We start from the raw sequence: 25,314 nt of genomic DNA, 5'->3' as shown, positions 1-25,314 counted from the left end.
GGGGCAGTATGGCCCGCGATGCGCAGAGGACTCGTACACGTACTGGCCTGGCTGCTCGCCACGGGCGCGGCGGCCACGCTGTCGTGGTGGGGTGTGCACACGGTCATGGCCGGCACGGCGTACGACCCGCCGCGCGCCCTGCCGATCACGGCGGCCGACACCACCACGCACTCGAAGCCGGTGGGTTCGCCGACCGCCCGGCCGCCCCGGCCGAAGAGCCCGTCGGCCGAGCCGTCGGCCCGCACGCCCTCCCGGACCCCGTCCCGCACCGCCGGTCCCTCCCCTTCCGTCTCGGCCACCGCGGGCCCCACCGCCCCCGGCCGGGTCAAGGCCTACGACACCGACGGCGGCCGGGCGGTCTTCGACCTGGGCACGGCCGACGCGACGCTCGTCTCGGCGACCCCGGGCACCGGCTGGTCGATGCAGGTGTGGAAGACGGAGAGCTGGATCCGGGTGGAGTTCAGCCGGGACGCCGACCGGGTGTCGGTGTTCTGCACCTGGCACGACGGCCCGCCGCGCGTCGAAGTGGGCACGTACTGACGGCCCGTACGGAGGGCGGTCGGCGGAGGGCGGTCAGCGAAAGGCGGTCGCGGAAGGCGGTCAGCGGAAGGCGGTCAGCGGAAGACCGAGGGCGGCGGGGCCGGGGAGGCCACCGCCGCCTCGTCCGTGACGGGAACGGCGCCGCCGGTGAAGTCGGTGAGCTGCTTGCCGTGTTCGACCCGGGCGGGGTGCGGGTCGGAGGCGGCGCGGCGGGTGAGTTCGGCGAGCGGCAGCGGCAGCCCGGAGGCGGCGAGGACCGCGTTGCCGAAGCGCTTGCCGCGCAGCACGGCCGGGTCCGCGATCAGCGCGAGTTCCGGGAAGCGGGCGGCGGCGGTGGCTATCTGGCCGCGCAGGTGGGCGAGCGGCGGGCCGTCGGCGATGTTGGCGGCGTAGACCCCGGAGGGCTTCAGGGCCCGGCGGACCTCGTCCAGGAACTCGGTGGAGGTGAGGTGGGCGGGGGTCCGGGCGCCGCTGAAGACATCGGCGATGATCAGGTCGGCCCAGCCGTCCGGGACCTTGGCCAGGCCCTCGCGGGCGTCCGCCGACCGCACCCGTATTCGCGCGTTCGGATCCAACGGCAGCTCTCGCCGCACCAGTTGGACGAGGGCTGCGTCCCGCTCGACGACCTGCTGGGTGGAGCGCGGCCGGGTGGCGGCGACGTAGCGGGCGAGTGTGAGGGCGCCACCACCCAGATGCACGGCCCGCACCGGCCGGCCGGGCGGCACGGCGAGGTCGATGACGTGACCGAGCCGGCGCTGGTACTCGAAGGAGAGGTACGCGGGGTCGTCCAGGTCCACGTGCGACTGGGGCGCCCCGTCGATCAGCAGCGTCCGGGCGCGGGGGCGGTCGGGGTCGGGCACGAGCTGCGCGAGCCCGCCGTCGACGGTTTCCGTGACGGCCTGCGCGTCGGCCGGCCTGCGCCGGGTGTTCCTGGACCTGCCCATCGGTCCATTTTCGCAGGCGCACCGGGCGGGGGCGTCACCGGCAGTTGTCGGCCGCCTCGATCATCCGGGCCGCCTCACCGAGGGCCCGGCGCAGCACCGCGGGGTCGGTCGCGAGGTCGGCCTCGCCGGGCGGCAGCAGCCAGTCCGAGCCCTCCACGGGTGGCTCGGGGTTGAGCCTGAGTCCGCGCCCGTCGGTCTCCGTGCAGGTACTGCCCGGCACGTCCCAGCAGGCGGCGGTGCCGGCGGGGACCAGGAAGCCGAGGGTGTCGCAGCCGTCATCGTGCAGGACGGGCCCCACGGTCTCGGGCGCGCCGCGCCGCAGGATGTCGACGGCCTCCAGCCCCTGCCGGGTCGGCACCGTCACGAGGTCGCAGGTCGCGTCGCCCTCCGTCGCGGACGGTGGCGCGCCCGCTGTACAGGGATCGTTGCTCTGGCTGGTCTCCATGCCGGCCTCCACCACGCTGCACGTTTGCGGTCCACGGAGTCCAACGCGCGAGTGCGTCAACGGCTACGGCGCAAGTGCGCCGCAAAGGATGGCAGTTCATGGCAGATCGTGGATGAGATATCCGTTTTGTAGCTAAACACTGCGTGGCGGGTCCGGCACAGCGGGTACGTTCTTGCTCGCCGGAACCAGGGTGTCACACGGACAACTCAGCCCGAATCCACCTCGGATCCGGCATGGTTCGACGGTTCGCACGAGAGGACCCGGCCATGGCGTCGTCAACGGAGACCTCGTCACAGCCCGAACGGCCCGCACGGCCCAACCTCGCCTTCCGGCAGCTGCGCGGCCGGCACTCACCGGCCGAGTTCGCGGCACTGGTGCGGCGGGCGGCGCGCGAGATCGGCGAGCGGGTGAGCTGTGACGCGCGCTACGTCGGCAGGGTCGAGGCGGGTGAGATCCGCTGCCCGAACTACGCGTACGAACGGGTGTTCCTGCACATGTTCCCCGGTCGCACGCTCACCGACCTCGGCTTCGCGCCGCGCTCGTCCGTCCGCGGGCGCGCGGCGCGTACGGCCCCCGGGGCACCCCCGGCGTTCGGGACCACTGAGACGCGAGGGGCCCACGAGCCGTATGACACGCAGGACCCGTACGACCCGCACGAGCCGTACGAGAACGACCCCCTGAACCACGAGGAGAGCGACGTGCTGCGTCGCGCATTCATGACCGGCGGAGGCGCCACGGTGGCCGCCGCCACGCTGGGCCCGCTGCGGCTCACCATCGACGCCGGCGCGGCGGTCCGTCCGCCGCGCCGCGTCGGCACCCCCGAGGCGGCCGCCCTCGAGGAGGCCGTCCGCCGCATCCGGCTGCTCGACGACCGGCACGGCGCTGACAGCCTGTACCAGCGGGCGGCCGCACCGCTGCGCGCCGCCTACGCGCTACTGGACGCCGGTGCGACCCGGCAGACGACCGCCGAGCGACTGCACTCGGGCGCCGGTGAACTGTCCATCTCGGTGGGCTGGCTGGCCCATGACTCCGGACGCTTCGACGACGCCCGCTCGCACTACGCCGAGGCGCTGGCCACCGCCCGGATGACCGGTGACCCGGCCCTGGAGGCGCACGCCTTCTGCAACACCGCGTTCCTGGCCCGCGACGCCGGCCGCCCCCGGGAGGCGGTGCGCGCGGCGCAGGCCGCGCGACGGGCCGCCGCTCCCCTGGGCTCGCCCCGGCTGATGTCCCTGCTCGCGCTGCGCGAGGCGGGCGGCTGGGCGGGGCTCGCCGACCGCGCGGGCTGCGAACAGGCGCTGGCCCGGGCGCAGGCCCTCTTCGAGCGGGGCCACTCGGACGCCGACCCCGAGTGGATGAGCTTCTACGGAGAGGCCGAGCTGGAGGGCCTGGAGGCACAGTGCTGGTCGACGCTGGGCGACTGGCGGCGCGCGTCCCGGCACGCCCGCCGGGCGGCCCACCTCCAGGACCCCCACTTCACCCGCAACATCGCCCTCTACACCGCCGAACTGGCCGACGACCTGGCCCGTGAGGGCCGCCCCGACGAGGCGGCCGCGGCCGGCCTGCGCGTCCTGGAACTGCTCACCCAGGTCCAGTCCTCCCGCATCCAGACCATGCTGGCGGGCACGGCCCGGGTCCTGCTCCCCCACCGCCGCGCCTCAGGTGTCTCCGACTTCCTGGACCGCCACGCCTCGACCCCCCGAGCGGGCCGGGCCTGAACCCCCGCATGCCCGCAGCCGGCGGCTGCCGAGCTGCGGGCATGCGTGCCTCCTCAGAGCCTCAAGAGCCAAGCGAAACCCCCCGGCCGGCACCCACACCGAGCACCCGGAACAGCACCGGTCACCCCACCAGGTGCCCCAAGTCGTTCCAGCTCTCGACCGCCGGCTCCCCGTACGCCCACCCCAGCACCGACAGCGAGGTCGGGTTCAGCCGTATCCGCGCCCCGAAGGCCAGCGGCAGCCCCAGCCACCGCGCCCCGATGGACCGCAGGATGTGCCCGTGCGCGAACACCAGCACATCCCGGTCCGCCGACCGCGCCCACGCCACCACCTCGTCCGCGCGCGCGGTGACCTCCGCGAGGCTCTCCCCCTCTGGCACACCGTCCCGCCAGATCAGCCACCCGGGCCGGCCGGCCTGGATCTCGGCGGGGGTCATGCCCTCGTAGGCGCCGTAGTCCCATTCCATGAGCGTGTCCCAGACGGCCGCGCGCTCGCCGAACCCGGCCAGTTCACAGGTCTCGCGCGCGCGTACCAGCGGACTGGTGCGCACCTCGGCCTCCGGCAGCCCGTCCAGCGGAGCACGGTGCAGCCGCTCGCCGAGCGACTTGGCCCCGCGCCGCCCCTCCTCCAGGAGCGGTACGTCGGTCCTGCCGGTGTGCTTGCCGGACAGCGACCACTCCGTCTGTCCGTGCCGGGCCAGCAGGATGCGCGGTGCCATGGGAGACCTTTCGGGGACGTGCTCAACAGATCTTGGGCATCTTGAGCAGGAGACGCGGTACTTCCATCATCGCTCAGCCGGGGCACGGGCAACCCGGGGGGCGATGCCGGCGTCTTTGAGGGCTGAAGCGCCCGCGTGGCCGGGATCCGGACACCGTAAAGTGGCACGGCGCCGCCGGGGCGCGCCGCAGCAGAAGGGGGAGGGCGATCGGATGCCGCAGACCGACACACCGGGCACCGAGGTGACCCAGCGGGCCCGGCTGCGGTGGTGGACCGAGCTGCCCCTGATCCTGCTGGTCTACGGCTGCTACTCGGCCGGCCGCCTGCTCGCCCGGGGCGACGTCTCCGGCGCCGTCGACCACGGCCTGGCGATCCTGCGGCTCGAGAAGGCCCTGTACCTGAACGCCGAGCACCCGCTCAACCGGCTGTTCACGCACGAGCCGTGGCTCGGGATACCGGCGGACTTCTGGTACGCCTCACTGCACTACGTCGTCACACCGGCCGTCCTCGTCTGGCTGTTCCGGACCCGCACCGAGCACTACCGGCAGGCCCGGACCTGGCTGATGGCGTCCACCTTCATCGGTCTGATCGGCTTCACCCTGCTGCCGACCTGCCCGCCCCGGCTGCTCTCCCCGGGCTACGGCTTCGTCGACACGATGGCCCACTACAGCTCGTACGGCTGGTGGGGCGGCGAGGCCAGCGCGCCGCGCGGCATGGGCGGCATGACCAACCAGTACGCGGCGATGCCGAGTCTGCACGTCGGCTGGGCCCTGTGGTGCGGGGTCATGCTGTGGCGGTACGGCGGCACGCGCCTCACCAGGATCCTCGCCGTCGCCTACCCGCTGCTGACCGCCGTCGTGGTCATGGGCACCGCCAACCACTACTCCCTCGACGCGGTCGCGGGCGTGGCCGTGATGGGCGTGGGCCTGCTGCTGGCGCCGCGGTTGACGCGGGCCACCGACCTGCTCCGGGCCCGCTTCGCCGCCCGGGCACCGCGGGCCGCCGCGGCCGCCGGTTCCCCGATTGTCAGTGGCGGATGCCAGACTTCCGCGGGTGAGCGAATTCCACGGCAGCGCGAGTCGCAGCTCGCTTCCGCGGCCGAACCGGACGCCTCCCCCCGCGACGCGGGAGAAGGGGCTCCGGCAGCGGCTCGCTGAGCTGCGCGGTCCCGACGTACCCGCCAAGGCCCTCGACGCGCGCGCCCTCGCGGCGCTGGCCGCGAACCCGGGGTGCCGCAGGCGGGCGATCCTGGACGGCGCCGGGGTGGACAAGGCGGTGCTGGCGGACCGGCTGGGCGCGCCCTCCGCGTTCGGCCAGTCGCAGTTCGCGCTGACCCGGGGCAACGCGTTCGAGGCGAAGGTGAAGGCCGACGGCGGCGCGGAGCTGCTGCGGCTGGTCCACTCACGGCTCGACCCGGGCGCCGAACCGCCCGCCGAGGCCTCGGTTCCCGACCTGTCCGCGCACGGCCCCGAGGGGCGGACGGCCCGTACGGCGCTGGCGCTGCGCGAGGCCGTGGACGCGGGCGGCTGGACGCTGCTGGACCACCCGATGCTGACGCTCGACGTGGCGGGCTCGCTCGCGTTCCTGGAGCCCGACGCGGTGGTGGTGCACCCGGACGGGAGCTGGACGGTCGTGGAGATCAAGTCCTTCCCGATGCTGGACGGCTCGGCCGACCCGGCGAAGGTCGGCGCCGCCGCCCGGCAGTCGGCGGTGTACGTACTGGCCCTGGAGGACGTCGCCGCCCGGCTCGACCCGGCCCCGCGGGTGCGTCACCGGGTACTGCTGGTCTGCCCCAGGGACTTCTCCAACCTGCCCACCGCCTCCGCCGTCGACGTGCGCAAGCAGCGCGCGGTCACCGCCCGGCAGCTCGCCCGGCTCACCCGCGTCGAGGACATCGCCGGCACCCTGCCCGAGGGCACCTGCTTCGCTCCGGACCGGCCCGCCGAGGAATTGACGGCGGCCGTCAAGTCGGTCCCGGCCGCGTACGCGCCCGAGTGCCTGTCCGCCTGCGAACTGGCCTTCCACTGCCGCGGCCGCTCCCGCGCGGACGGCGCCGTGACCAGCCTCGGCCGCCCGCTGCGGGCCGAACTCGGCGGTCTGACGACGGTCGAGGACGTCCTCGCGGCGGCCCGCGGCGAGAGCGGCGACCCGGACGACCCGGCGGTCGCGGCCCTGCGCCGGGCGGCCGCCCTGCGCGCGGAGGCGCTCGCCGGGGCGGCCGGCCGGGAGGTGACGGCCCGGTGTCACTGATCGCCACCCTGGCCCGCCTCGAGGCCGTCAGCACCGGCCGCGCCCAGCCGGCCGCGACCGTCCGCCACCGCCGGCTGTCCGACCGCCCCCTGGTGTTCGTGCCGCTCACCACCGCCGGTGAGGCCGGTGCGCCGCTGGGCGCGCTGGTCGGCACCGACCGGGACGCGCCCCGGCTGCTGGTCGTGCCGCAGCCCCGCGACCGCGACCTGCGCTTCGCGTTCCTCGCCGAACTGGCCGACGTGGTCCTGCCGTACCTCGACTCCTACGCGCTGGACGTCGAGGCGGCCGAGCGCACGGAGACCGACCCGGAGACCGGCAAGCGGGTCAAGGTCGAGGTCGAGCTGTGCGCCGACGCGCCCCAGCTGATCGTGCCCAGCCGGGCGGGCCTGGACTTCGTACGGCTGCTGGGCCGTTCCATGCGGTTCCGCCGGACCGCCGAGCAGGACCCGGAGGCGCCCCACCCGGCGCCGCCCCGGGTCCCCCTGCTCGGCCGCTGGCTGACCCACTACGGCGAGCGGGCCCGGGTTCCCGGCTCCTCCCTGCTGCTGGCGCTCACCGACGTGCTCTCCCGGCACTGGGCGACCGGCCAGTCCAGCCTTGAGGACCAGCATCTGGGCGCCCTGCTCGCCTGGATCGACGCTCCCCCGCCGCCGGCGTCGCCCGAGGAGGGGCACCCCGGGCGGGCACGCACCGGCGCCGAGGCCGCCCAGTGGGCCGAGCTGGCCCGGGACGACGAGGGCCAGCTCCGGTGCCCGCCGGCCGGTCCGGCCACCGATCCGGCATTCGACAACAAGCTGCTGGCCCCGGCCATCGAGCGCTACGACCGGGCCCGTACCGCCCTCGCCGCCGCCGAGGACGCCGTGCAGGCGGACGACCGGCTGGCCGCGCTCACGGCGGCCGAACAGCACGTGCGCGATCTGGTGGAGAGCCGCGCCCGGCCCACCTGGGACTCCGTGTGGCACGGTCTGGACCTGCTGCGGGCGCTGCCGGAGGGCGCGCACGTCGAGGAGCGGTGGACGCGGGACCGCTGGTCGTTCACCGGCCACCGCGACCGGGTCCTGGCCGGTGAACCCCCGCAGCCGCGCCGGGACGACGCGGTGACCGCGGCGAACAAGCTGGCCACGCGCGAGCGCGAGCAGGCCCGGCTGGAGGCCCAGGAGGCGCTGGACGATCCGCTGGTGATGGCCGGGCGGCGGCTGGCCGGGGAGGCCTTCGCGGGCGAGGTCACCGATGCCGTCATGGCGTACAGCGAGGGCAAGCGGCCCAGCCCGCGCCCGCTGGTGACGGTCCGCACGGAGGACCGGCCCGCCCTGGCGGAGCGCGCGAAGGTGTACCGCTCGCTGGGCGGCAGGCCGCAGGCGGCGGAGTTCGTCGGGTACGAGGGCGCCCCGGAGGACGGTGTGCTCGTCCTGCGGATCGTGGACAAGATGGGCCGGGGCAAGGAGCCCGAGCCGGGCTCGGTGCCGGAGAAGGGCGACGCGGTCTGCTTCACGCTGTTCGAGCACGAGCAGCGCGGCGGCGCGAAGCTGCCCGACCCGGAGGAGACCCCGTGGACGCACGGCGGCCCGCCGGGCGAGGCGGCGCCCGAGGCACCCGACACCGTGACCGAGGAGGACGTGCTGTGACGACCGTCGACTTCGACCCCGGAGCCGCGGCGGCACGCGCCACGGAGGCGATCCTCCACGACACCCTGCACGGCACCGAGCGGGGCGTGGTCGTCGACTCCCCGCCGGGCGCGGGCAAGTCCACGCTGGTGGTGCGCGCGGCCCTGGAACTCGCCGCCGCCGGGCGCCCGCTGATGGTGGTCGCGCAGACCAACGCCCAGGTGGACGACCTGGTGCTGCGGCTCGCCGAGAAGGATCCGGACCTGCCCGTGGGCCGCCTGCACAGCAGCGACGCCGACCCGTACGACAAGGCGCTGGACGACCTGCCGCAGGTCCGTACGTCGGCGAAGGCGGCCGATCTGAACGGCCTCCCGGTCGTCGTCTCCACCGCCGCGAAGTGGGCGCACGTCAAGGTGGACGAGCCGTGGCGGCACGCGATCGTGGACGAGGCGTACCAGATGCGCTCGGACTCGCTGCTGGCCGTGGCCGGCCTGTTCGAGCGGGCACTGTTCGTCGGGGACCCGGGGCAGCTCGACCCGTTCTCGATCGTGGGCGGCGAGCAGTGGGCGGGCCTGTCGTACGACCCGTCGGCCTCGGCGGTCACCACTCTGCTGGCCCACAACCCGGAGCTTCCGCAGCACCGCCTGCCGGTGTCCTGGCGGCTGCCGGCGTCGGCGGCCCCGCTGGTCTCGGACGCCTTCTACCCGTACACCCCGTTCCGCAGCGGCACGGGCCACGGCGACCGCCGGCTGACGTTCGCGATCCCCTCCGACGGCTCCGGTCCCGACCGGGTGATCGACGAGGCGGCCGCGTCCGGCTGGGGCCTGCTCGAACTGCCCGCCCGCCACACCCCGCGCACGGACCCGGAGGCGGTACGGGCGGTGGCGGCGGTCGTACGGCGGCTGCTGGACCGGGGCGGCGCCGCCGTCTCCGAACGCTCACCGGACGCGACCCCGCTGACCGCCGACCGCATCGCCGTCGGCACGGCCCACCGCGACCAGGCCGCGGCGGTCCGCGCTGCCCTGGCCGACCTCGGCGTGCCGGACGTCACGGTCGACACCGCCAACCGCCTCCAGGGCCGCGAGTACGACGTCACGGTCGTCCTCCACCCGCTCTCCGGCCGCCCCGACGCCACGGCCTTCCACCTGGAGACCGGCCGCCTGTGCGTGCTGGCCTCCCGCCACCGCCACGCCTGCGTCGTGGTGTGCCGCGCGGGCGTCGGCGACCTCCTGGACGACTACCCGTCCACGGAACCGGTCCAGCTCGGCACCCTGGTGAAGTTCCCGGACGGCTGGGAGGCGAACCACGCGGTACTGGCCCACCTGGCCGAACACCGGGTGGAGTGGCGGCCATGACCGCACCCCGGCCCACCACGACCACCCGCCGGACGGAGTCCGGCACGCCGCCGGAGGCGGCCGGTGAACACAGCCCGGACGGCTGGGAGGCGAACCACGCGGTACTGGCCCACCTGGCCGAACACCGGGTGGAGTGGCGGCCATGACCGCACCCCGGCCCACCACGACCACCCGCCGGACGGAGTCCGGCACGCCGCCGGAGGCGGCCGGTGAACACAGCCCGGACGGCTGGGAGGCGAACCACGCGGTACTGGCCCACCTGGCCGAACACCGGGTGGAGTGGCGGCCATGACCGCACCCCGGCCCATCCGGCCGGACACGGGGTGGAGTGGCGGCCCCGAGGATCGTTCCCGAGGGCCTCTTGCGGGGGCGCGGGACAATGGACGGTGGGCCGCGCGAAGGCGCTGCCCAGCGAACCGACCGTACGGAGGAGACGAGACATGGCGGAGCCCACGCCGCGCAGGAACGAACCGCGGCTACGCCCCGCGCCCCTGCTCTTCGAGCCCGCGGAGGCGGCCACCGATCCCGAGCACTTCTTCGACCTGGAGTCGATCGAGGACCCGCGGGAGCTGCTGGCGCGGGCGACGGAGCTGACCCAGGCGTTCCGTGCGGCGGCCGACCGGGCCGTGGAGTTCCAGGCCGTCGCGGCGGCCCAGCTCGCCGACCCGCGCCGGTTCGACCGGCTCACCCCGGCGGACATCGCCGAACGCGCGGTGTGGACCGAGGACTACGCCAAGAAGATGGTCGAGTTCGGACGGGACCTGATGAGCGGCGCCGACACCGAGGGCCGGTCGCCCGTCGACCCGATCTGACCAATCCCGTCCGGCATATGCCAGGCGGGCAAGATACTCTCCTTCACCCTCTCCCGTCCCGGATTTCCGCAACTCAGGAGAACCGCGCACTCACGGCGGGTAAATCTAGTCGGCATGAGCAGCACGCCGAACGTCACTTGTGCCACGGCCGACGGAGCCTCCTGGCTCGCCTCGGCGGGAACGTACCCGCGCAGCACGCTCGCCCTCTGGCGTGAGCGGCCGGACGCCCCACTGGTGTTGCCCTGCGGCACCGTGTTCGACGTGGTGAGCGCCCCGGCGATCTTCGGGCGCCGGATGCTGGACCGGCTGTGGGACGAGGGGCCGGGTTCCGGGCCGGTGGCGGTGTTCCGGGGTCGCATGCTGCTCTTCACCGCCCCCGGTTCGGCCCAGCGGCTGCCCTCGCTGCTGACCTGGGAGGAGTGGGGATCCAACCGCACCGCGGCGGTGCCGCCGCTGCTCTGTCACGGCACCGGGGACGCGGTGACCGTCCCGGCCCTGACCGGCGGCGACCCGGCCTCCGGCGGCTCCCGCTGGCTGGTGGCCCCGGACACCCGTCACCCCTGGCTGCCGGGCCCCGAGGTGGTCCTCTGGGCGGCGGTACGGGCGGCCCGCGCGGCGGTGCGGATATCGATTTTTCCTCCCGCCGACCATGATGCTAATGTCTACGACGTCAGCAGGCGCCGCTAGCTCAGTTGGTTAGAGCAGCTGACTCTTAATCAGCGGGTCCGGGGTTCGAGTCCCTGGCGGCGCACTATGACGATGGCGAGGAGTGTTCGCGTGAAGCGCGAACCACCTCGCCATCTCTGTTTCCGCGCGGCTTCGCCACGCGCTGCGGGGGCTCCGCAACCCACACCCCCAGAGGGCGGCCGAACGCGGCGTTTCCCGGGAAGTCAGCCGACCAGCCCCGGTGTGATCCGCACCGTCCAGGCCCCCGACGCGGTCCGCTCCTCCACCTCGACCTTCACGCCCTCGCCCGGCACCGTGAAGCTCTCACCCAGGGCGACGGGGGCGTCGGCCAGCGGCGGGTAGACCGAGTTCTCCCAGCAGGCCTCGGTGCCGGGATGGGCGTCCACCACCTCGACGGGCCCGCCACCGGACGCCTCACCGCTGCGCACGCGGTACACCAGAACCCCCTGCCGGCAGGCCGCGCGGTCGTTCCCGGCCGGGCCGCGCGCCTCGAACGCGAGCACGCTGTCCGGGCCGGTGCGCACCACCGCCAGCTTGGTGCCGTGGCCGAGACCGAACGCCGGGGCGCCCGCGGCGCCCGCGGTGCCCGTGGCGTCCTCGGCGTCCTCGGCGTCCGGCGCACCGGACCCGGACCCACTCACCCCAGCCCCACTCGCCCCGGGCCCGGCGGCCAGCGGCTCCAAGGTCAGCCGGGTCGGGCCCGTACCCCGTACGCACGCCACCTGGCGCGGGTCCAGCCAGCCCAGCTTCCACTTGTGCCAGGCGAACAGATCCGGGGCGAGACCGAACTGGCTGCCCATCAGGTCCCAGTCGCCGACATAGGTGTCCCAGTCGCCCTTGCCGTCGACCGGGCGGTGGTAGAGGTCGGGCAGGTCGAAGGCGTGCCCGGTCTCATGGGCCAGTACCAGGCGGTCCGGCGGATGCTTCTCGAACACGGTGACGACCCGGCGGACGTCGGTGCCGTCGAGCCGCATCGGGGTCTGGAGGTTGACCACCTTCGTCGCGTCCGAGTCGACACCGGGCGCGTCCGGATCGGCGACGAGATAGATCACGTCGTAACGGGAGAAGTCCACCTCCCCGTCGGCCGCGGCGAAGGCGTCGCGCAGGTAGGCGGCCCGGTCGGCGGCACTCCAGTCACGCCTTATGGCGTACGCGGTCGACGGCCGCGGCATGCGCAGCCAGTGCTTCAGCGGGTGCGGGCGCAGGGTGAACCTGCCGTACGAGGCCTGTTCGTAGAAGCGGCTGGTGGCGGGGAAGTGGTCGGCGGCCAGTTCCTCGGGCGTGGTGTCCGGGTGGGCGTCCGGGAAGGACAGGAAGATCATGACGGCGTCGAGCGTCCCGGCCGGCCGGGGGTAGGCGCCGTTCCAGGTGTCCAGGCCCTCCGAGTGGTGGGCCTCGGTCCGGTGCAGTGCGCAGGGGGCCGTCGAGAAGGGCTCGGCGACCGACGGGCCGGTGAGGATCGAGGTGGCGGCGAGCGCCGACATCGTGGTGGCCACGGCGGCGGTGCTGCGCAGCTTGGGCACGGAAATGACCTCCGGAGGCGGTTCGCGGGACACCGCATCCAGAGTGTGGGGGGTTTTGGCGATTCGTCCTGTTTGCCTGAACCAGAAGGGTGAGTGCGCCCGTTTGCGCGGCGCGCGCACCGGCGGCCGACACCCCGAAACACTCACGGAACGTCACAACTGGTCGGAGGCCCAAAGAACCCGTCCAGGTGCGGGCAGAAACGATCTGTCGGAACCTGTGGTCTGTCCGGGACACTGGCAAGTGGCTGGAAGCCCCAAGGGCCAGCCTCTATGATCGGCACACTTTCCGGCACGGACCGAGATCGAGTGCACTGCGGGAGCGAGCGGTGAGCGGAACGTCCGAAGGGCCGACGCCCGCGGCAGGCCTCGACCGGTCAGCCGTCACAGACAGTGATCACACCATCTACCACCGTGTCTTCGCGGCCGCCCCGCTGTCCATGGCCGTCGTCGACCCCGAGGGCCTGGTCGTCGGCGCCAACGCCGCGTTCGGCGAACTCCTCGGCGCCGACCCGGGGACGCTGACCGGGCGGGCCGCCGCCGATCTGGTGGACCTGGCCTCGGACACCCGCACCTGGCACGCCTACCGCGAGGTCCTGCGCGGCCGGCAGGCGAAGCTGCGCTGCACCCGCCGGATCAAGCACCCCGAGGGGCACTCGGTGTGGGTGCAGGTCACCGTGACCCCGCTGGCGGACGGCGGACCGGGGGTACTGGTCTCGGCCACCGACATCAGCGCCCGCCGTGAACTGCAGTCCCGGCTGCGGCACTTGCAGATGCACGACCCGGTGACCCGGCTGCCCAACCGCACCCTGTTCTTCGAGCGCCTGACGGCCGCGCTGGAGGCGGAGGCCTACGAGCACAGCGGCACCGGCCGGATCGGCCTGTGCTACCTGGACATCGACGGCTTCAAGGCCGTCAACGACACCCTCGGCCACCGGGTCGGCGACCGGCTGCTCGCGGCGGTCGCCGAACGCCTGACCCGGGTCGCCGACGAGGCCGGCTACGCCCGCGCCGGCACCCCGCTGGTGGCGCGGCTCGGCGGGGACGAATTCGCCCTGCTGGTCGAGGACTCCACCGGCACCGAGCAGGTCGCCGATCTCGCCGAGTCCGCGCTGAAGGCCCTGGAGGAGCCGTTCGACCTGGCCGGGCAGCGGCTGTCGCTGACCGCCTCCATCGGCGTCGTCGAGCGCACCGCGGCCGGCACCACCGCGACCGGTCTGATGCAGGCGGCCGACACGACGCTGTACTGGGCGAAGGCGGACGGCAAGGGCCGCTGGACCCTGTTCGACCCCGAGCGCAACGCACACCGCATGACCCGCCAGGCCCTCTCCTCCACCCTGCGCCCGGCCATCGAGCGCGGTGAATTCGCCCTGGAGTACCAGCCGTTGGTGGGCATGGAGGACGGACGGCTCAGCGGCGTCGAGGCGTTGGTCCGCTGGCACCACCCCCAGTTCGGCACGCTGACGCCGAATCGGTTCATCGCACTGGCCGAAGAGGACGGTTCGATCGTGCAGCTCGGCCGCTGGGCGCTGGCCACCGCCTGCCGGCAGGCCCGCCGCTGGCAGCTCGACCACCCCGACGAGCCGCCGATCTTCGTCAGCGTGAACGTGGCCGTGCGCCAGGTGTGGGACTCCGACCTGGTGGCGGACGTGGCACAGACCCTCGCCGAGACCGGACTCGACCCGCAGCTGCTCCAGCTCGAGCTGACCGAGTCGGCCGTGATGGGCTCGGCCGGCCGGCCGCTGCAGGCCCTGCAGGCGCTCAGCGACATGGGCGTGCGCATCGCCATCGACGACTTCGGCACCGGCTACTCGAACCTGGCGTATCTGAGCCGGCTGCCGGTGAAGGTGCTGAAGCTGGACGGTTCCTTCGTGCGCGGCTTCCAGTACGAGGAGGCGGCCAAGGGGGCGTCGCAGGTGCCGCCCAACCCGGCCGACGAGGTGATCGTGGAGGCGATGATCCAGCTCGCCCACCGGCTCGGCCTGACCGTCACCGCCGAGTGCGTGGAGACCTCGGCGCAGGCCACCCGGCTGCGCCGGATCGGCTGCGACACCGGGCAGGGCTGGCTGTACTCCCGTCCGGTGCCGCCGGACCGCATCTCCGAGCTGCTGGGGACGCAGGACTACGCGGTGGGCAAACCGTAGGCGTCGGCGATCAGTTCGTAGGAGCGCAGCCGCAGTTCGCCGCGGTGGGCGTGGCTGGTGAGCATCAGCTCGTCGGCGCCGGTGCGCTTGCGCAGGTCGTCGAGGCCGGTGCGGACCTCGTCGGCCGTGCCGTGCACGATGTTGCCGCCCCAGGAAGCCACGAAGTCCTCCTCCATCGGGCTGAACTCGTACTTCTCGGCCTCGTCGGGGTCGGGGAAGAGACCGGGCCGGCCGGTGCGCAGCCGGATCATGTTCAGCGCGGTCGCCCGCACCTGGCGGCGGGCCTCCCGCTCGTCGTCGGCGGCCAGCGCGGAGACGCCGATGAGGGCGTACGGCCGGTCGAGGAGCTCCGAGGGCCGGAAGCTCTGCCGGTAGAGGTCGAGCGCCGGGATGGTGTTCTGCGCGGAGAAGTGGTGCGCGAAGGCGAAGGGCAGTCCGAGCATCCCGGCGAGGCGGGCGCTGAAGCCGGAGGAGCCGAGCAGCCAGACGGGCGGGCGGTGCGCGGACTGCACGCCGCCGGGGGTGCTGCCCTGGACGGGGCCGGGGATCGCGTGGATGCGCCGGTAGGGGTGCCCGTCGGGGAAGTCGTCGTCCAGGAAGCGGATGAGCTCGGCGAGCTGCTGCGGGAAGTCGTCGGCGCCCTCGTTCAGGCCGTCGGCGCGGCGCAGCGCGGCGGCGGTGGCGCCGTCCGTGCCGGGGGCGCGGCCGAGGCCCAGGTCGATCCGCCCGGGGGCCATCGCCTCCAGCGTGCCGAACTGCTCGGCGATCACCAGGGGCGCGTGGTTGGGCAGCATGACGCCGCCCGAGCCGAGCCGGATGCGGTCGGTGTGGGCGGCGAGGTGGGCGAGGATCACCGCGGGCGAGGAGGAGGCGACGCCGGGCATGGAGTGGTGCTCCGCCACCCAGTACCGGTGGAAGCCGCGGGACTCCGCGAACCGGGACAGCTCCACGCTGGTGCGCAGCGCCTCGGTGGCGGTGCTGCCGGCGCCCACGTTCACCAGGTCCAGTACGGAGAGGGGGACGGGGGCGGTGCCGTGCGTCGTGCCCCGGATCTCGTCTGCCGACACGGTGTGTGCCTCCTGTTTGTGGCCGTGCGCTGTCCAGCGTGGACCAACAGGAGACTGTCCCCGTTTATTCCGGATCCCGTTCCCCGCCCCCGTCCCTCCCCGCCCTCCCGGTCCCCGGTCAGGCCTGGACGATCGGCTCGCGAGTGAACAGGGAGCCCAGCTCGGGGGCGTTCACCCGCCGGTCGGCGAGCCGCAGCGCCTCCCACACGGTCACCTGGTTGGCGGTGAGCACCGGCTTGGACAGGGCCTTCTCCAGCAGGCCGAGGTGGGCGATTGTGCGCAGTGCGGTGTCCGGCAGCAGCACGGCCTGGGCGTCGGCGACGTCCGCGGCCCGGGCCAGCGTCAGCACCTCCTCCTCGCCCCAGGCGCCGACCTCGGCGGCCGTGACGATCCCGGACGACCGGGACGCGACCACCTCCAGTCCGCCGGCCCCCAGGAAGTCCGTGAACAGCGCGGCCACCTCCTGCGGGTAGGTGGCGCCCACGGCCACCCTCCGCACGCCGATCTCGCGGGCCGCGTGCACGAAGGCGAAGGATGTCGAGGAGGCGGGCATTCCGGCCATCATGGCCAGCGACCGCACCTGGTCCTGGGCGCCGTCCCAGCCGTGCACGAAGCTGCCGCTGGTGCACGCCCACACCACCGTCTCGGCGCCGGTCAGCCGCAGCCGCTCCATGCCGTCGGCGAGCCGCTCGGGCGAACCCATCTCGCGCAGCGCGTCGACGCGGTGGGCGTCCTCCCCGATGTCCGTGTGCACCAGGTCCACCCGGATGTCGCTGCCCAGGAGCTGCTCGATGCGCGGGTAGTCGTCCTCCCCGGAGTGGCCCGGGTAGAGGAATCCGAGTGCTGTCATGTCAGCCCTTCTCCGTGTTCCTGTGTCTCTTCCGGCAGTGCGGGCCAGTCACGCGCCGCCTCGTCGAGCAGCGCCTGATAGGGCCCCACGGCTCGGGTACCCAGTCGGCGCAGTGCCGCCCACATCGTGACCTGGTTGGCCGAGAGCACTGGGATGCGCAGTTCGGCCTCGAGCTGGGGGATGACGTCGTACGTGGGGAGGTTGGTGCAGGAGATGAACAGCGCGTCGGCCGAGCCGGTGCGGACCGCGCGCCGGGCCATCGCGACCACGTCCCGGTACGGCACCCGCCAGATGTGCCGGGTCAGCCCCATGAAGGCGCAGCCCGTGACCCGCACGCCGGCCTCGGCGACGAACGTCTCCAGGGCCCGGGTGACGGACACCGTGTACGGGGTGACCAGCGCGACCCGCCGCACCCCCAGCTCGCCGAACGCCTCCAGGAGCGCCCCGGAGGTCGTCACCGAGAGCAGCTCGCCGGACCGGCTCATAGCCGCGCACATCGCCCGCTCCCCCGCCCTGCCGCCGACGAAGCTGCCCGAGGTGCAGGCGTAGGCCACGACCTCGGGGGCGACGGCGCTCAGCGCGCGGACCGCCTCGCCGAGGGTCTGGTGCTCGCTGACCAGCCGGGCGAGGTCCAGGCTCACCTCGACCGGCACGAACGGGGTCCGGGTCAGGTGCAGCGACACCTCGTCCGGCACCCAGCGCCACAGCTCACGGTCCAGCGCGAAGTCGAAGGGGGCCACGACCCCGACCCCGCGCTGTGGGCGGGGACCGCCGAGAAAGGACACGTCCATGGCACACCTGCCTCACGCTGGGAGACGAGGGCAACCGTCGGTGCGTACGCCCGTGTTGACGAAGGTAGATTCGGGTGCGAGCGTGGTCAATCCGTGCATGTCAGACGCTCGGAGCCGCCCCGTATGACGTCGACTCTCCCCACCCTCCTCGTGCTGGACGCCGAACCGCCGCCCCGGCTCGGCCGGCTGACCGGCCGCGCCCGGATCGAGCACACGGACGCCGCCGGCCTGGCCGGCCGGCTGCCGGGCGCGGACGTGCTGCTGGTGTGGGACTTCACCTCGCACGCGGTGCGCGAGGCCTGGCCGGGCGAGGGGCCGCGGCCGGCTTGGGTGCACACGGCGAGCGCCGGGGTGGACCATCTGATGTGCCCGGAGCTGGCCGCGTCCGGCACCGTGGTGACCAACGCGCGCGGGATCTTCGACCAGCCCATCGCCGAGTACGTGGCCGCGCTGGTGCTGGCGGTCGCCAAGGACCTGCCGCGCACCCTGGAGCTGCAGCGGGAGCGGACCTGGCGGCACCGGGAGACCCGCCGGGTGGCGGGTACGCGCGCGTGCGTGGTCGGTTCGGGGCCGATCGGCCGGGCGATCGCGCGCACCCTGAAGGCTCTGGACGTGACCACGGCCCTGGTCGGCCGGGTGCCGCGCACCGGCGTCCACGGTCCCGGCGACCTCGACCGGCTGATCGCCCGCGCCGACTGGGTGATCGCCGCCGCACCGCTGACCGAGCAGACGTACGGCATGTTCGACGCGCGCCGGTTCGGCGTGATGCAGCCCTCGGCGGTCTTCGTGAACGTCGGCCGCGGACAGCTCGTCGACGAGGACGCCCTCGCGGAGGCGCTGCGCAGGCGCTGGATCGCGGGCGCCGCGCTGGACGTGTTCACCGCCGAGCCGCTGCCCGGGGACAGCCCGCTGTGGGGGCTTCCGGGGCTGGTCGTCTCCCCGCACATGAGCGGCGACACGGTCGGCTGGCGGGACGAACTGGGCTCTCAGTTCGTGGAGTTGTACGAGCGGTGGGCGGCGGGCAGGTCACTGCCGAACGTGGTCGACAAGAAGCGCGGATACGTGCCCGGTCACTGACCCACCAGGAGGGTCCATGCAGCTCACCGACCTGACCGCCGTACAGCTCCTCGACGGATACCGCAAGGGCGAGTTCGGGCCCGTGGAGGCGACCGGGCAGGCGCTGGAGCGGGCGCGGCGGATCCAGCCGGAGGTGAACGCGTTCGTCCGGCTCCTTGAGGAGGAGGCGTACGCGCGGGCCCGGGAGTCGGAGGAGCGCTGGCGGCGCGGTGAGCCGGCCGGGCTGCTGGACGGGGTGCCGGTGACGGTGAAGGACATCCTGCTGCTGCGCGGCCATCCGACCCTGCGTGGCTCGAAGGCCGTGTCCGAGCGGGGGCGCTGGGACGAGGACGCGCCCTCGGTCGCCCGGCTGCGCGAGCACGGGGCGGTGTTCATCGGCAAGACGACGACCCCGGAGTTCGGCTGGAAGGGCGTCACGGACTCCCCGCTGTCCGGCGTGACCCGTAATCCGCACGCCCCCTCGCGCACCGCGGGTGGTTCCAGCGGCGGCAGCGCGGCGGCCGTCGCGCTGGGCGCGGGCCCGCTGTCGCTGGGCACCGACGGCGGCGGGAGCATCCGCATCCCGGCCGCGTTCTGCGGGATCTTCGGACTGAAGCCGACGTACGGCAGGGTGCCGCTGTACCCGGCGAGCGCGTTCGGCACGCTCGCGCACGTCGGCCCGATGACCCGGGACGCGGCGGACGCGGCGCTGATGCTGGACGTCATCGGTGTGCCCGACCCGCGCGACTGGTCGGCGCTGCCCGCGCCGGCGCGTTCGTTCCGGGCGGCGCTGGACGGCGGGGTGCACGGGCTGCGGATGGCGTACTCGCCCACCCTCGGCGGGCAGGTGGCCGTCCGGCCGGCGGTCGCCGCGGCGGTACGGCGGGCGGTGGCCGGGCTCGCGGACCTCGGCGCGTACGTCGAGGAGGCCGACCCGGACTTCAGCGACCCGGTGGAGGCCTTCCACACCCTGTGGTTCGCCGGCGCGGCCCGGGTCACCGGGCACCTGGCGCCGCACCTGCGGAAGCTGCTCGATCCCGGCCTGCGGGAGATCTGCGTCCCGGGCGCGCGGGCGAGCGCGCAGGACTACCTGGCGGCGGTGGACGTCCGGATGGACCTGGGCCGCCGGATGGGTCTGTTCCACGAGCGGTACGACCTGCTGCTCACCCCGGCCATGCCGCTGACGGCGTTCGAGGCGGGCCGGGAGGTGCCGCCGGGCTCGGGGCTGCGGCGCTGGACCGGCTGGACGCCGTTCACCTACCCGTTCAACCTCACCCAGCAGCCCGCCGCCACCGTGCCGGTCGGCACGGACGACGACGGGCTGCCGGTGGGCCTGCAGATCGTGGCCGCGCGGCACCGCGACGATCTGGTGCTGCGCACGGCCCACGCGCTGTACGGGGCGGGGCTCACGCTCGGCTGAAGCTGAGCGTCTCCCCCGCCGCCCCGGTCCGCCACAGGTCGTTGCAGGCCTCGGCCATCCGGTCGAGGCCGTCCACCACCTGGCCCCAGACGATCCCGGGCACCCAGCCCACGTCGCCGTTGAGCAACAGGTTGTTGCGTTCGTAGAACAGGGCCAGGTCGACCAGGGTGGTGCCGGGGCGGACCTCGCGGTCGTAGCCGTAGGCCTGGGTGCCCAGTTCGGCACCGGCGAAGGAGAAGTAGCACAGGTCACCGGGAATCGGGGTGACCGTGGGGTTCTCCAGTGGGGGTTCGGTGGAGGCGAAGGGCGGGAAAAGGGCGTAGATCTCGTTGCGCGCGTACTTGGCGTGGTAGACGTCACCCGCCAACGGCAGTGCCTCCCACACCACCGTGCAGGTCAGGGGCGCGCGGTCGTCCAGCAGGCGTGCGGTGCAGTGCACGTCCCGTCGTTCCAGTGAGACTCTGACGAATCGTTCGGCCATGAACCAAGGGTGCATAGGACGGATGCGTCTGGGTAGCTGCGCCGCCATGGCTCCACCACTTGGGAAAGACGCGCACATATTCCGGTCAAAGCACAGACACAGCAGGCGCTCGCTGCTCGCGGGCGCCGCGGCGATCGGCGCGGTGGGCGCGCTGGGCGCCACGGGCTGCACGCGAGTGGCCTCGGCGTCGGACGAGAAGGGCGGCGAACTGCTCGACCGGCTGCGGGCGCAGGGTGTCGTACGGCTCGGGATCGCCGGTGAGATCCCCTTCGGGTACATCGACCGGGACGGTCATCTCACCGGTGAGGCGCCCGAGCTGGCGAAGGCGGTCTTCAAGCGGCTCGGTGTGGACCGGGTGCAGCCGGTGCCGACGGAGTTCGGCTCGCTGATCCCCGGTCTCAACTCCCAGCAGTTCGACGTCGTCGCCGCCGGCATGTACGTCAATCCCGAGCGCTGCGAGCAGGTGATCTTCGCCGACCCCGACTACCAGATGCTGGATGCGTTCATCGTCCGTAAGGGGAACCCGAAGGGGTTGCACTCCTATCGGGACGTGGTGGAGAAGAAGGCCAGGTTCGCCACCGGCACCGGGTACGCCGAGATCGCGTACGCGGTGGAGGCGGGCTACAAGGAGAGCGACATCCTGATCGTCCCGGACCAGGTGGCCGGGCTGAACGCCGTGGAGGCCGGGCGGGTCGACGTCTTCGCCGGTACGGCGCTCACCGCCCGTGAGGTCGTGAAGAAGTCGAGCAAGGCGGAGGCGACCAAGCCGTTCGCCCCGCTGGTCAAGGGCAAGCCGCATGTCGACGGGGGCGCGTTCGCGTTCCGGCCGACCGAGACGAGGCTGCGCGACGCCTTCAACGTCGAGCTGCGCAAGCTGAAGCGGAGCGGGGAGCTGTTCCGCATCCTGCGGCCCTTCGGCTTCACCAAGGCCGAGATGACGGACCTCACCGCGAAGGAGCTGTGCGGCGGATGACCTCGGGGCTCTGGGATCTGGTACTGAAAGGCATATGGACCACCGTCCAGCTGCTGGTGTTCAGCGCGCTGCTGGCCACGGCGGTGTCCTTCGTCGTCGGCGTCGCGCGCACCCACCGGCTGTGGATCGTGCGCTTCCTCGCCGGCTTCTACACCGAGGTGTTCCGCGGTACGTCGGCCCTCGTGATGATCTTCTGGGTGTTCTTCGTGCTGCCCGTCGCCTTCGGCTGGCAGCTCGTACCCATGTGGGCGGGCACGCTGGCGCTCGGGCTGACGTACGGCGCGTACGGCTCGGAGATCGTGCGCGGCGCGCTGAACGCGGTCGACCCGGCGCAGAAGGAGGGCGGCATCGCGCTCAGCTTCACGCCCTGGCAGCGGCTGCGCCTGATCACCCTGCCCCAGGCGGTGCCGGAGATGATCCCGTCGTTCTGCAACCTGCTGATCGAGCTGCTCAAGGGCACCGCGCTGGTGTCGGTCATGGGCATGGGCGATCTGACGTTCAGCGCCAACCTGGTGCGGCTCGCGTTGCAGCAGAGCGCGGAGATCTACACGTACGTGCTGCTGATCTACTTCGCGATCGCCTTCGTACTCACCCGGCTGATGCGCGGACTGGAGAAGCGGCTGAAGGCCGGGGTCGGCAAGGACCCGGGGACGGAGTCGTCGGCGCGTGAGCTGAAGCGGGCGCAGACGACCGGTGTCGGCGGGGGTGTCGCATGAAGTGGGACTGGAATGCCGTCGGCGACTTCATGCCGGACTTCTGGCGCGGGCTGCTGGTCACCCTGCAGGCCCTGGCTCTCGGCTCGCTGCTGTCCTTCACCCTGGGCCTGGTGTGGACGCTGCTGATGCGCTCGCCGTCCCGGTGGGTGCGCTGGCCGGTCGGGGTGGTCACGGAGTTCGTGCGCAACACTCCGCTGCTGGTCCAGCTGTTCTTCCTGTTCTACGTGCTGCCCGAGTGGGGCCTGACCTTCTCGGCGCTGGCCACCGGCGTCTTCGCGATCGGCCTGCACTACTCGACGTACACGATGCAGGTCTACCGGGCCGGTATCGAGGCGGTGCCCGTCGGCCAGTGGGAGGCGGCGACGGCGCTGAACCTGCCGCGGCGGCGCACCTGGACCGCGGTGATCCTGCCGCAGGCGATCCGCCGGGTGGTCCCCGCCCTCGGCAACTACGTGATCTCCATGCTGAAGGACACGCCGATGCTCATGGTGATCACCGTGCTGGAGATGCTCGGCCGGGCCCGGCTCTTCTCCCAGCAGCACTTCCAGTTCACCGAGCCGCTCACCGTGATCGGTGTGGCCTTCATCCTCGTTTCCTACCTGGCCTCCCTTCTCCTGCGAGCCCTGGAGCGACGTCTTGTCCGCTGACACTCCCCTGATGAAAGAACCCGACGCGAACGCCGGCCCTCTCACGGCCGGAGGTGAGCTGATCCGGCTGGAGGAGGTCACCAAGCGGTTCGGGACGAACACCGTGCTCGACCGGCTGAACTTCTCCGTCGACCCCGGCAAGCACGTGACGCTGATCGGCCCCTCCGGGTCCGGCAAGACCACGATCCTGCGGCTGCTGATGACCCTCACCAAGCCGGACGAGGGCACCATCACCGTGGACGGGGAGCGCCTGTTCCCGGCCCCGGAGAAGCAGGTCCGGGAGGCCCGCAAGAAGATCGGGATGGTGTTCCAGCAGTTCAACCTGTTCCCGAACATGACCGTGCTGCGCAACCTCACGGAGGCGCCGGTGCAGGTGCTCGGCATGTCCAAGGACGAGGCGGAGGCACGCGCCCGGGAACTGCTGGAGCTGGTGGGGCTCGCCGACAAGTGCGACGCGCGGCCGACCATGCTCTCCGGCGGACAGCAGCAGCGGGTGGCGATCGCCCGGGCGCTGGCGATGCGGCCGCGGGTGCTGCTGCTGGACGAGGTGACCTCCGCCCTCGACCCGGAGCTGGTCGCGGGCGTGCTCGACCTGCTCAGGGACATCGCCCGCAGCACCGACATCACCATGCTCTGTGTGACCCACGAGATGAACTTCGCCCGGGACATCTCCGACCAGGTGCTCATGTTCGACTCCGGCCGGGTCATCGAGGCGGGGCCGCCGGAGCAGATCTTCGGCGATCCGGAGCAGGAGCGTACGCGGGAATTCCTCAGCGCGGTGCTGTGACCACCCACCGTGAAAGCGGCAACAGCCGAGGTCCCGGCACTGGGCGATGACCCTGGCATATGCCAGAGGGCCTGAGTCCCAGTTGGGAGGGGCGTGCGGGCGGCACAATCTCGCCAACACCCTCTCCCCGCCGGGCCTTTGCCCGTTATCGTGGTATCGATCCGACCGACCGGAATCACGGCCACAGAGCTAGCCAGGGGGACACCGTGGCGCTGATGAACGAGCCGACCGCTCCGTACCACTCCGCCCACAACGCGCTGCGCGTACTGGAGACCGTGGCCCGTCACCCCGCCGGCGTCAACGAGGCCGAGCTGTCCCACCACACCGCCCTGGCCCCGGAGCGGCTGACCGCCCTGCTGCGCATGCTGCGCCGCGAGGGCTACGTCGAGCAGGTCACGGACGGGGCGTACGTCACCGGCGAGACCCTGCGCCGCCTCACCTCGGCGCACGAGCGCGAGGGCGCCCTGCGCGACAAGCTCCAGCGCACCCTGGACCGGCTGCGGGACTCGGTCGGCGCGGCCGTCTACATCAGCCGGTACGTGGACGGCGAGGTCACGGTCACCCAGTACGCCGCCGGCCCCGGCACCCCCGCGGTCAACGAGTGGGTGGACTTCCGCTTCTCCGCGCACGCCACCGCCGTCGGCAAGAGCCTGCTGACCCAGCTGGACCACAACGCCCGCCGCGACCATCTGTCCCGGCACAAGATGGCCCGGCTCACCTCGCGCACCATCACCAGCGACAAGCTGCTGCTCTCCCGTCTGGAGTCGCAGCCGCCGACGGTGCCGGTCCTGGACCTCCAGGAGTACGCGATCGGCACGGTCTGCGCCGCGGTCCCGATCACCGCGGGTTCGACGGTCGGCTGTCTGGCGCTCTCGCTCCCGGTGGAGCACGCGCACCGCCTGAAGCAGGCCGCGGACGCCCTCAACCGGAACGCGGCGCCGGTGCTGCTGTCCCTCGCGATCTAGGGCCTGTCCGGGTGGTCACGAGCACCCTCGGGGACCAGGTAGTATTTTCTTCGTCGCCGGCCGCGGGAAGCGGAAGGCGAGAGTCATGCGCCGCTAGCTCAGTTGGTTAGAGCAGCTGACTCTTAATCAGCGGGTCCGGGGTTCGAGTCCCTGGCGGCGCACAGATGAAGGGCCCCTCGCCTCGGCGGGGGGCCCTTCGGCGTGCCCCGGTCCGGCGTGCGGTCCACCGCCGGACCGCACGGATCACGGCATCAGGCCGCCCGCCTCGGTGAACATCATGTGGGCCACGACGACGAAGACCGAGCAGAAGGCGATGCACACCCCGAGGAAGGTCAGCCCGAAGCCGGTGCCGACGGCGAGCCGGGCGCGGGCGGGCGGGAGCGCGGTGGCCCGGTGGGGCTGCTCCGCGAGGTACCGCACGGTGACGAAGTCGCCCTCGAGGACGGTCGCGGGCCCGTCCTCCTCCTCGAAGCGCTGGGTGCGGCCGTCGCGGGTGGTGAACTCGTAGACGTGGTGGACGGTCGTCCGCACGGACGTGTCCCCGCCGCCCCCGCTGGTCGTCGTGTACATCCGCAGACAGCGCGCCTCAGCGGTCAGTCCGTGCTTCCACGTCCTGCTGATCCGCCGGGCCCGGCGGATCAGCAGGTACGCGGCGAACCCGAAGCCCGCGATCATGAGGCAGGGCACGACGTAGAAGAGCAGTTCCATCATGAGGTTCCCCCGAGGTCGGTACGCCGCTGTCGGTCGAACGGCGTGGCGGGAACCTACCCGGCGGTAGGACCGACCGGCCTCAAGGGAACCTCAGTTTCCGTGCTGTACCGGAAC

27 protein-coding genes and 2 tRNA genes are annotated in these 25,314 nt (G+C 73.0%); 20 read left to right on the top strand and 9 right to left on the bottom strand.

Annotation, left to right across the window (positions count from 1 at the left end):
* Nucleotides 1–18 precede the first annotated feature (18 nt).
* Entirely contained in the window at nt 19–540 is a 522-nt protein-coding gene (locus ABZ478_RS00850; RefSeq protein WP_359544364.1) for a hypothetical protein, read from the top strand.
* A 74-nt stretch (nt 541–614) separates the two neighbouring features.
* Here ABZ478_RS00850 and ABZ478_RS00845 read toward each other — a convergent pair whose 3' ends face one another.
* Both ABZ478_RS00845 and ABZ478_RS00840 read right to left on the bottom strand, forming a co-directional pair.
* Complete coding sequence (locus tag ABZ478_RS00845; RefSeq protein WP_359544363.1) at nt 615–1,484, bottom strand: fused MFS/spermidine synthase; 870 nt, start codon at nt 1,482–1,484, stop codon at nt 615–617.
* Nucleotides 1,485–1,518: 34 nt separating this feature from the next.
* The gene (locus ABZ478_RS00840) at nt 1,519–1,929 is read right to left on the bottom strand and encodes a hypothetical protein (RefSeq protein WP_359544362.1); all 411 of its coding nucleotides are present in this window, start codon (nt 1,927–1,929) and stop codon (nt 1,519–1,521) included.
* A 266-nt stretch (nt 1,930–2,195) separates the two neighbouring features.
* Here ABZ478_RS00840 and ABZ478_RS00835 point away from each other — a divergent pair, with 266 nt between their 5' ends.
* Complete coding sequence (locus ABZ478_RS00835) at nt 2,196–3,647, top strand: hypothetical protein (RefSeq protein WP_359544361.1); 1,452 nt, start codon at nt 2,196–2,198, stop codon at nt 3,645–3,647.
* Nucleotides 3,648–3,768: 121 nt separating this feature from the next.
* Here the strand turns inward: ABZ478_RS00835 and ABZ478_RS00830 are convergent, their stop codons facing one another.
* Entirely contained in the window at nt 3,769–4,365 is a 597-nt protein-coding gene (locus ABZ478_RS00830; RefSeq protein ID WP_359544360.1) for a histidine phosphatase family protein, read from the bottom strand.
* 211 nt (nt 4,366–4,576) lie between these two features.
* Between ABZ478_RS00830 and ABZ478_RS00825 the strand changes: the two genes are divergently transcribed.
* The 9 genes from ABZ478_RS00825 to ABZ478_RS00785 all read left to right on the top strand — a co-directional run bounded on the left by ABZ478_RS00825 (nt 4,577) and on the right by ABZ478_RS00785 (nt 11,136).
* The gene (locus tag ABZ478_RS00825; RefSeq protein ID WP_359544359.1) at nt 4,577–5,521 is read left to right on the top strand and encodes a phosphatase PAP2 family protein; all 945 of its coding nucleotides are present in this window, start codon (nt 4,577–4,579) and stop codon (nt 5,519–5,521) included.
* A 1-nt stretch (nt 5,522) separates the two neighbouring features.
* A complete protein-coding gene (locus ABZ478_RS00820; RefSeq protein ID WP_359544980.1) occupies nt 5,523–6,614 on the top strand; it encodes a hypothetical protein in 1,092 nt (363 codons plus the stop codon).
* Nucleotides 6,605–8,239, top strand: coding sequence for a hypothetical protein (locus ABZ478_RS00815; protein ID WP_359544358.1), 1,635 nt, complete (start codon nt 6,605–6,607; stop codon nt 8,237–8,239). The genes ABZ478_RS00820 and ABZ478_RS00815 overlap by 10 nt, the downstream gene beginning before the upstream one ends.
* A complete protein-coding gene (locus ABZ478_RS00810) occupies nt 8,236–9,573 on the top strand; it encodes an AAA family ATPase (protein ID WP_359544357.1) in 1,338 nt (445 codons plus the stop codon). Before ABZ478_RS00815 ends, ABZ478_RS00810 begins: the two co-directional genes overlap by 4 nt.
* The gene (locus ABZ478_RS00805) at nt 9,570–9,719 is read left to right on the top strand and encodes a hypothetical protein (protein ID WP_359544356.1); all 150 of its coding nucleotides are present in this window, start codon (nt 9,570–9,572) and stop codon (nt 9,717–9,719) included. Before ABZ478_RS00810 ends, ABZ478_RS00805 begins: the two co-directional genes overlap by 4 nt.
* The gene (locus ABZ478_RS00800; RefSeq protein ID WP_359544356.1) at nt 9,716–9,865 is read left to right on the top strand and encodes a hypothetical protein; all 150 of its coding nucleotides are present in this window, start codon (nt 9,716–9,718) and stop codon (nt 9,863–9,865) included. Before ABZ478_RS00805 ends, ABZ478_RS00800 begins: the two co-directional genes overlap by 4 nt.
* 148 nt (nt 9,866–10,013) lie before the next feature.
* A complete protein-coding gene (locus ABZ478_RS00795; protein WP_359544355.1) occupies nt 10,014–10,385 on the top strand; it encodes a hypothetical protein in 372 nt (123 codons plus the stop codon).
* A 114-nt stretch (nt 10,386–10,499) separates the two neighbouring features.
* Entirely contained in the window at nt 10,500–11,072 is a 573-nt protein-coding gene (locus ABZ478_RS00790; RefSeq protein ID WP_359544354.1) for a bifunctional DNA primase/polymerase, read from the top strand.
* Nucleotides 11,063–11,136, top strand: a tRNA-Lys gene (locus ABZ478_RS00785). Before ABZ478_RS00790 ends, ABZ478_RS00785 begins: the two co-directional genes overlap by 10 nt.
* A gap of 139 nt (nt 11,137–11,275) precedes the next feature.
* Here ABZ478_RS00785 and ABZ478_RS00780 read toward each other — a convergent pair.
* On the bottom strand, nt 11,276–12,601 hold the full coding sequence (locus ABZ478_RS00780) for a M6 family metalloprotease domain-containing protein (protein ID WP_359544979.1): 1,326 nt from the start codon (nt 12,599–12,601) through the stop codon (nt 11,276–11,278).
* A 320-nt stretch (nt 12,602–12,921) separates the two neighbouring features.
* Between ABZ478_RS00780 and ABZ478_RS00775 the strand changes: the two genes are divergently transcribed.
* A complete protein-coding gene (locus tag ABZ478_RS00775) occupies nt 12,922–14,736 on the top strand; it encodes a bifunctional diguanylate cyclase/phosphodiesterase (protein ID WP_359544353.1) in 1,815 nt (604 codons plus the stop codon).
* Here ABZ478_RS00775 and ABZ478_RS00770 read toward each other — a convergent pair.
* From ABZ478_RS00770 to ABZ478_RS00760, 3 genes are all read right to left on the bottom strand, one after another.
* Complete coding sequence (locus tag ABZ478_RS00770; RefSeq protein WP_359544352.1) at nt 14,715–15,803, bottom strand: LLM class flavin-dependent oxidoreductase; 1,089 nt, start codon at nt 15,801–15,803, stop codon at nt 14,715–14,717. The two genes, ABZ478_RS00775 and ABZ478_RS00770, sit on opposite strands and share 22 nt — an antisense overlap.
* A 118-nt stretch (nt 15,804–15,921) precedes the next feature.
* A complete protein-coding gene (locus ABZ478_RS00765; protein ID WP_359544350.1) occupies nt 15,922–16,653 on the bottom strand; it encodes a decarboxylase in 732 nt (243 codons plus the stop codon).
* Complete coding sequence (locus ABZ478_RS00760; protein ID WP_359544349.1) at nt 16,650–17,444, bottom strand: decarboxylase; 795 nt, start codon at nt 17,442–17,444, stop codon at nt 16,650–16,652. The genes ABZ478_RS00765 and ABZ478_RS00760 overlap by 4 nt, the downstream gene beginning before the upstream one ends.
* Nucleotides 17,445–17,567: 123 nt before the next feature.
* Here ABZ478_RS00760 and ABZ478_RS00755 point away from each other — a divergent pair, with 123 nt between their 5' ends.
* Both ABZ478_RS00755 and ABZ478_RS00750 read left to right on the top strand, forming a co-directional pair.
* Nucleotides 17,568–18,521, top strand: coding sequence for a D-2-hydroxyacid dehydrogenase (locus tag ABZ478_RS00755; RefSeq protein ID WP_359544348.1), 954 nt, complete (start codon nt 17,568–17,570; stop codon nt 18,519–18,521).
* Between the two features lie 16 nt (nt 18,522–18,537).
* Nucleotides 18,538–19,920, top strand: coding sequence for an amidase (locus tag ABZ478_RS00750; protein WP_359544347.1), 1,383 nt, complete (start codon nt 18,538–18,540; stop codon nt 19,918–19,920).
* Here ABZ478_RS00750 and ABZ478_RS00745 read toward each other — a convergent pair.
* Nucleotides 19,907–20,401: a DUF3830 family protein gene (locus tag ABZ478_RS00745; protein WP_359544346.1), complete on the bottom strand. Its 495-nt coding sequence runs from the start codon at nt 20,399–20,401 to the stop codon at nt 19,907–19,909. The two genes, ABZ478_RS00750 and ABZ478_RS00745, sit on opposite strands and share 14 nt — an antisense overlap.
* Before the next feature lie 46 nt (nt 20,402–20,447).
* Here ABZ478_RS00745 and ehuB point away from each other — a divergent pair, with 46 nt between their 5' ends.
* The 6 genes from ehuB (at nt 20,448) to ABZ478_RS00715 (ending at nt 24,650) form a co-directional block, all read left to right on the top strand.
* On the top strand, nt 20,448–21,374 hold the full coding sequence (gene ehuB, locus ABZ478_RS00740; RefSeq protein ID WP_359544345.1) for an ectoine/hydroxyectoine ABC transporter substrate-binding protein EhuB: 927 nt from the start codon (nt 20,448–20,450) through the stop codon (nt 21,372–21,374).
* The gene (gene ehuC, locus ABZ478_RS00735) at nt 21,371–22,090 is read left to right on the top strand and encodes an ectoine/hydroxyectoine ABC transporter permease subunit EhuC (RefSeq protein ID WP_358930552.1); all 720 of its coding nucleotides are present in this window, start codon (nt 21,371–21,373) and stop codon (nt 22,088–22,090) included. The genes ehuB and ehuC overlap by 4 nt, the downstream gene beginning before the upstream one ends.
* Nucleotides 22,087–22,737 (top strand): ectoine/hydroxyectoine ABC transporter permease subunit EhuD, encoded by a 651-nt coding sequence (gene ehuD, locus ABZ478_RS00730; protein WP_359544344.1) that lies wholly within the window; start codon nt 22,087–22,089, stop codon nt 22,735–22,737. The genes ehuC and ehuD overlap by 4 nt, the downstream gene beginning before the upstream one ends.
* A gap of 10 nt (nt 22,738–22,747) precedes the next feature.
* Nucleotides 22,748–23,524: an ectoine/hydroxyectoine ABC transporter ATP-binding protein EhuA gene (gene ehuA, locus ABZ478_RS00725; protein ID WP_359544343.1), complete on the top strand. Its 777-nt coding sequence runs from the start codon at nt 22,748–22,750 to the stop codon at nt 23,522–23,524.
* Nucleotides 23,525–23,730: 206 nt separating this feature from the next.
* Nucleotides 23,731–24,489 carry an IclR family transcriptional regulator C-terminal domain-containing protein gene (locus ABZ478_RS00720; protein WP_359544342.1) on the top strand — a complete coding sequence of 253 codons (759 nt, stop codon included), beginning with the start codon at nt 23,731–23,733 and terminating at the stop codon, nt 24,487–24,489.
* Nucleotides 24,490–24,576: 87 nt separating this feature from the next.
* A tRNA-Lys gene (locus tag ABZ478_RS00715) sits at nt 24,577–24,650 on the top strand.
* A gap of 82 nt (nt 24,651–24,732) precedes the next feature.
* Here ABZ478_RS00715 and ABZ478_RS00710 read toward each other — a convergent pair.
* On the bottom strand, nt 24,733–25,197 hold the full coding sequence (locus ABZ478_RS00710; protein ID WP_358930589.1) for a DUF3592 domain-containing protein: 465 nt from the start codon (nt 25,195–25,197) through the stop codon (nt 24,733–24,735).
* Between the last annotated feature and the right edge of the window lie 117 nt (nt 25,198–25,314).

Origin of the sequence: Streptomyces sp. NPDC005706, from assembly GCF_040631045.1 — a bacterium.
GTDB lineage: Bacteria > Actinomycetota > Actinomycetes > Streptomycetales > Streptomycetaceae > Streptomyces.
Note: the sequence above shows the minus strand (reverse complement) of the source record. Positions and strands in the feature narration are given on the sequence as shown.

What these genes read in the sequence shown, in the direction of transcription:
- ABZ478_RS00835 (WP_359544361.1), top strand. Translation starts at nt 2,196, where the DNA reads ATGGCGTCGTCAACGGAGACCTCGTCACAGCCCGAACGGCCCGCACGG.
- ABZ478_RS00755 (WP_359544348.1), top strand. Translation starts at nt 17,568, where the DNA reads ATGACGTCGACTCTCCCCACCCTCCTCGTGCTGGACGCCGAACCGCCG.
- ehuC (WP_358930552.1), top strand. Translation starts at nt 21,371, where the DNA reads ATGACCTCGGGGCTCTGGGATCTGGTACTGAAAGGCATATGGACCACC.
- ABZ478_RS00800 (WP_359544356.1), top strand. Translation starts at nt 9,716, where the DNA reads ATGACCGCACCCCGGCCCACCACGACCACCCGCCGGACGGAGTCCGGC.
- ABZ478_RS00840 (WP_359544362.1), bottom strand. Translation starts at nt 1,929, where the DNA reads ATGGAGACCAGCCAGAGCAACGATCCCTGTACAGCGGGCGCGCCACCG.
- ABZ478_RS00745 (WP_359544346.1), bottom strand. Translation starts at nt 20,401, where the DNA reads ATGGCCGAACGATTCGTCAGAGTCTCACTGGAACGACGGGACGTGCAC.
- ABZ478_RS00845 (WP_359544363.1), bottom strand. Translation starts at nt 1,484, where the DNA reads ATGGGCAGGTCCAGGAACACCCGGCGCAGGCCGGCCGACGCGCAGGCC.
- ABZ478_RS00760 (WP_359544349.1), bottom strand. Translation starts at nt 17,444, where the DNA reads ATGGACGTGTCCTTTCTCGGCGGTCCCCGCCCACAGCGCGGGGTCGGG.
- ABZ478_RS00825 (WP_359544359.1), top strand. Translation starts at nt 4,577, where the DNA reads ATGCCGCAGACCGACACACCGGGCACCGAGGTGACCCAGCGGGCCCGG.
- ABZ478_RS00850 (WP_359544364.1), top strand. Translation starts at nt 19, where the DNA reads ATGCGCAGAGGACTCGTACACGTACTGGCCTGGCTGCTCGCCACGGGC.
- ABZ478_RS00710 (WP_358930589.1), bottom strand. Translation starts at nt 25,197, where the DNA reads ATGGAACTGCTCTTCTACGTCGTGCCCTGCCTCATGATCGCGGGCTTC.
- ehuA (WP_359544343.1), top strand. Translation starts at nt 22,748, where the DNA reads ATGAAAGAACCCGACGCGAACGCCGGCCCTCTCACGGCCGGAGGTGAG.
- ABZ478_RS00790 (WP_359544354.1), top strand. Translation starts at nt 10,500, where the DNA reads ATGAGCAGCACGCCGAACGTCACTTGTGCCACGGCCGACGGAGCCTCC.
- ehuD (WP_359544344.1), top strand. Translation starts at nt 22,087, where the DNA reads ATGAAGTGGGACTGGAATGCCGTCGGCGACTTCATGCCGGACTTCTGG.
- ABZ478_RS00795 (WP_359544355.1), top strand. Translation starts at nt 10,014, where the DNA reads ATGGCGGAGCCCACGCCGCGCAGGAACGAACCGCGGCTACGCCCCGCG.
- ABZ478_RS00805 (WP_359544356.1), top strand. Translation starts at nt 9,570, where the DNA reads ATGACCGCACCCCGGCCCACCACGACCACCCGCCGGACGGAGTCCGGC.
- ABZ478_RS00750 (WP_359544347.1), top strand. Translation starts at nt 18,538, where the DNA reads ATGCAGCTCACCGACCTGACCGCCGTACAGCTCCTCGACGGATACCGC.
- ABZ478_RS00830 (WP_359544360.1), bottom strand. Translation starts at nt 4,365, where the DNA reads ATGGCACCGCGCATCCTGCTGGCCCGGCACGGACAGACGGAGTGGTCG.
- ABZ478_RS00765 (WP_359544350.1), bottom strand. Translation starts at nt 16,653, where the DNA reads ATGACAGCACTCGGATTCCTCTACCCGGGCCACTCCGGGGAGGACGAC.
- ehuB (WP_359544345.1), top strand. Translation starts at nt 20,448, where the DNA reads ATGGCTCCACCACTTGGGAAAGACGCGCACATATTCCGGTCAAAGCAC.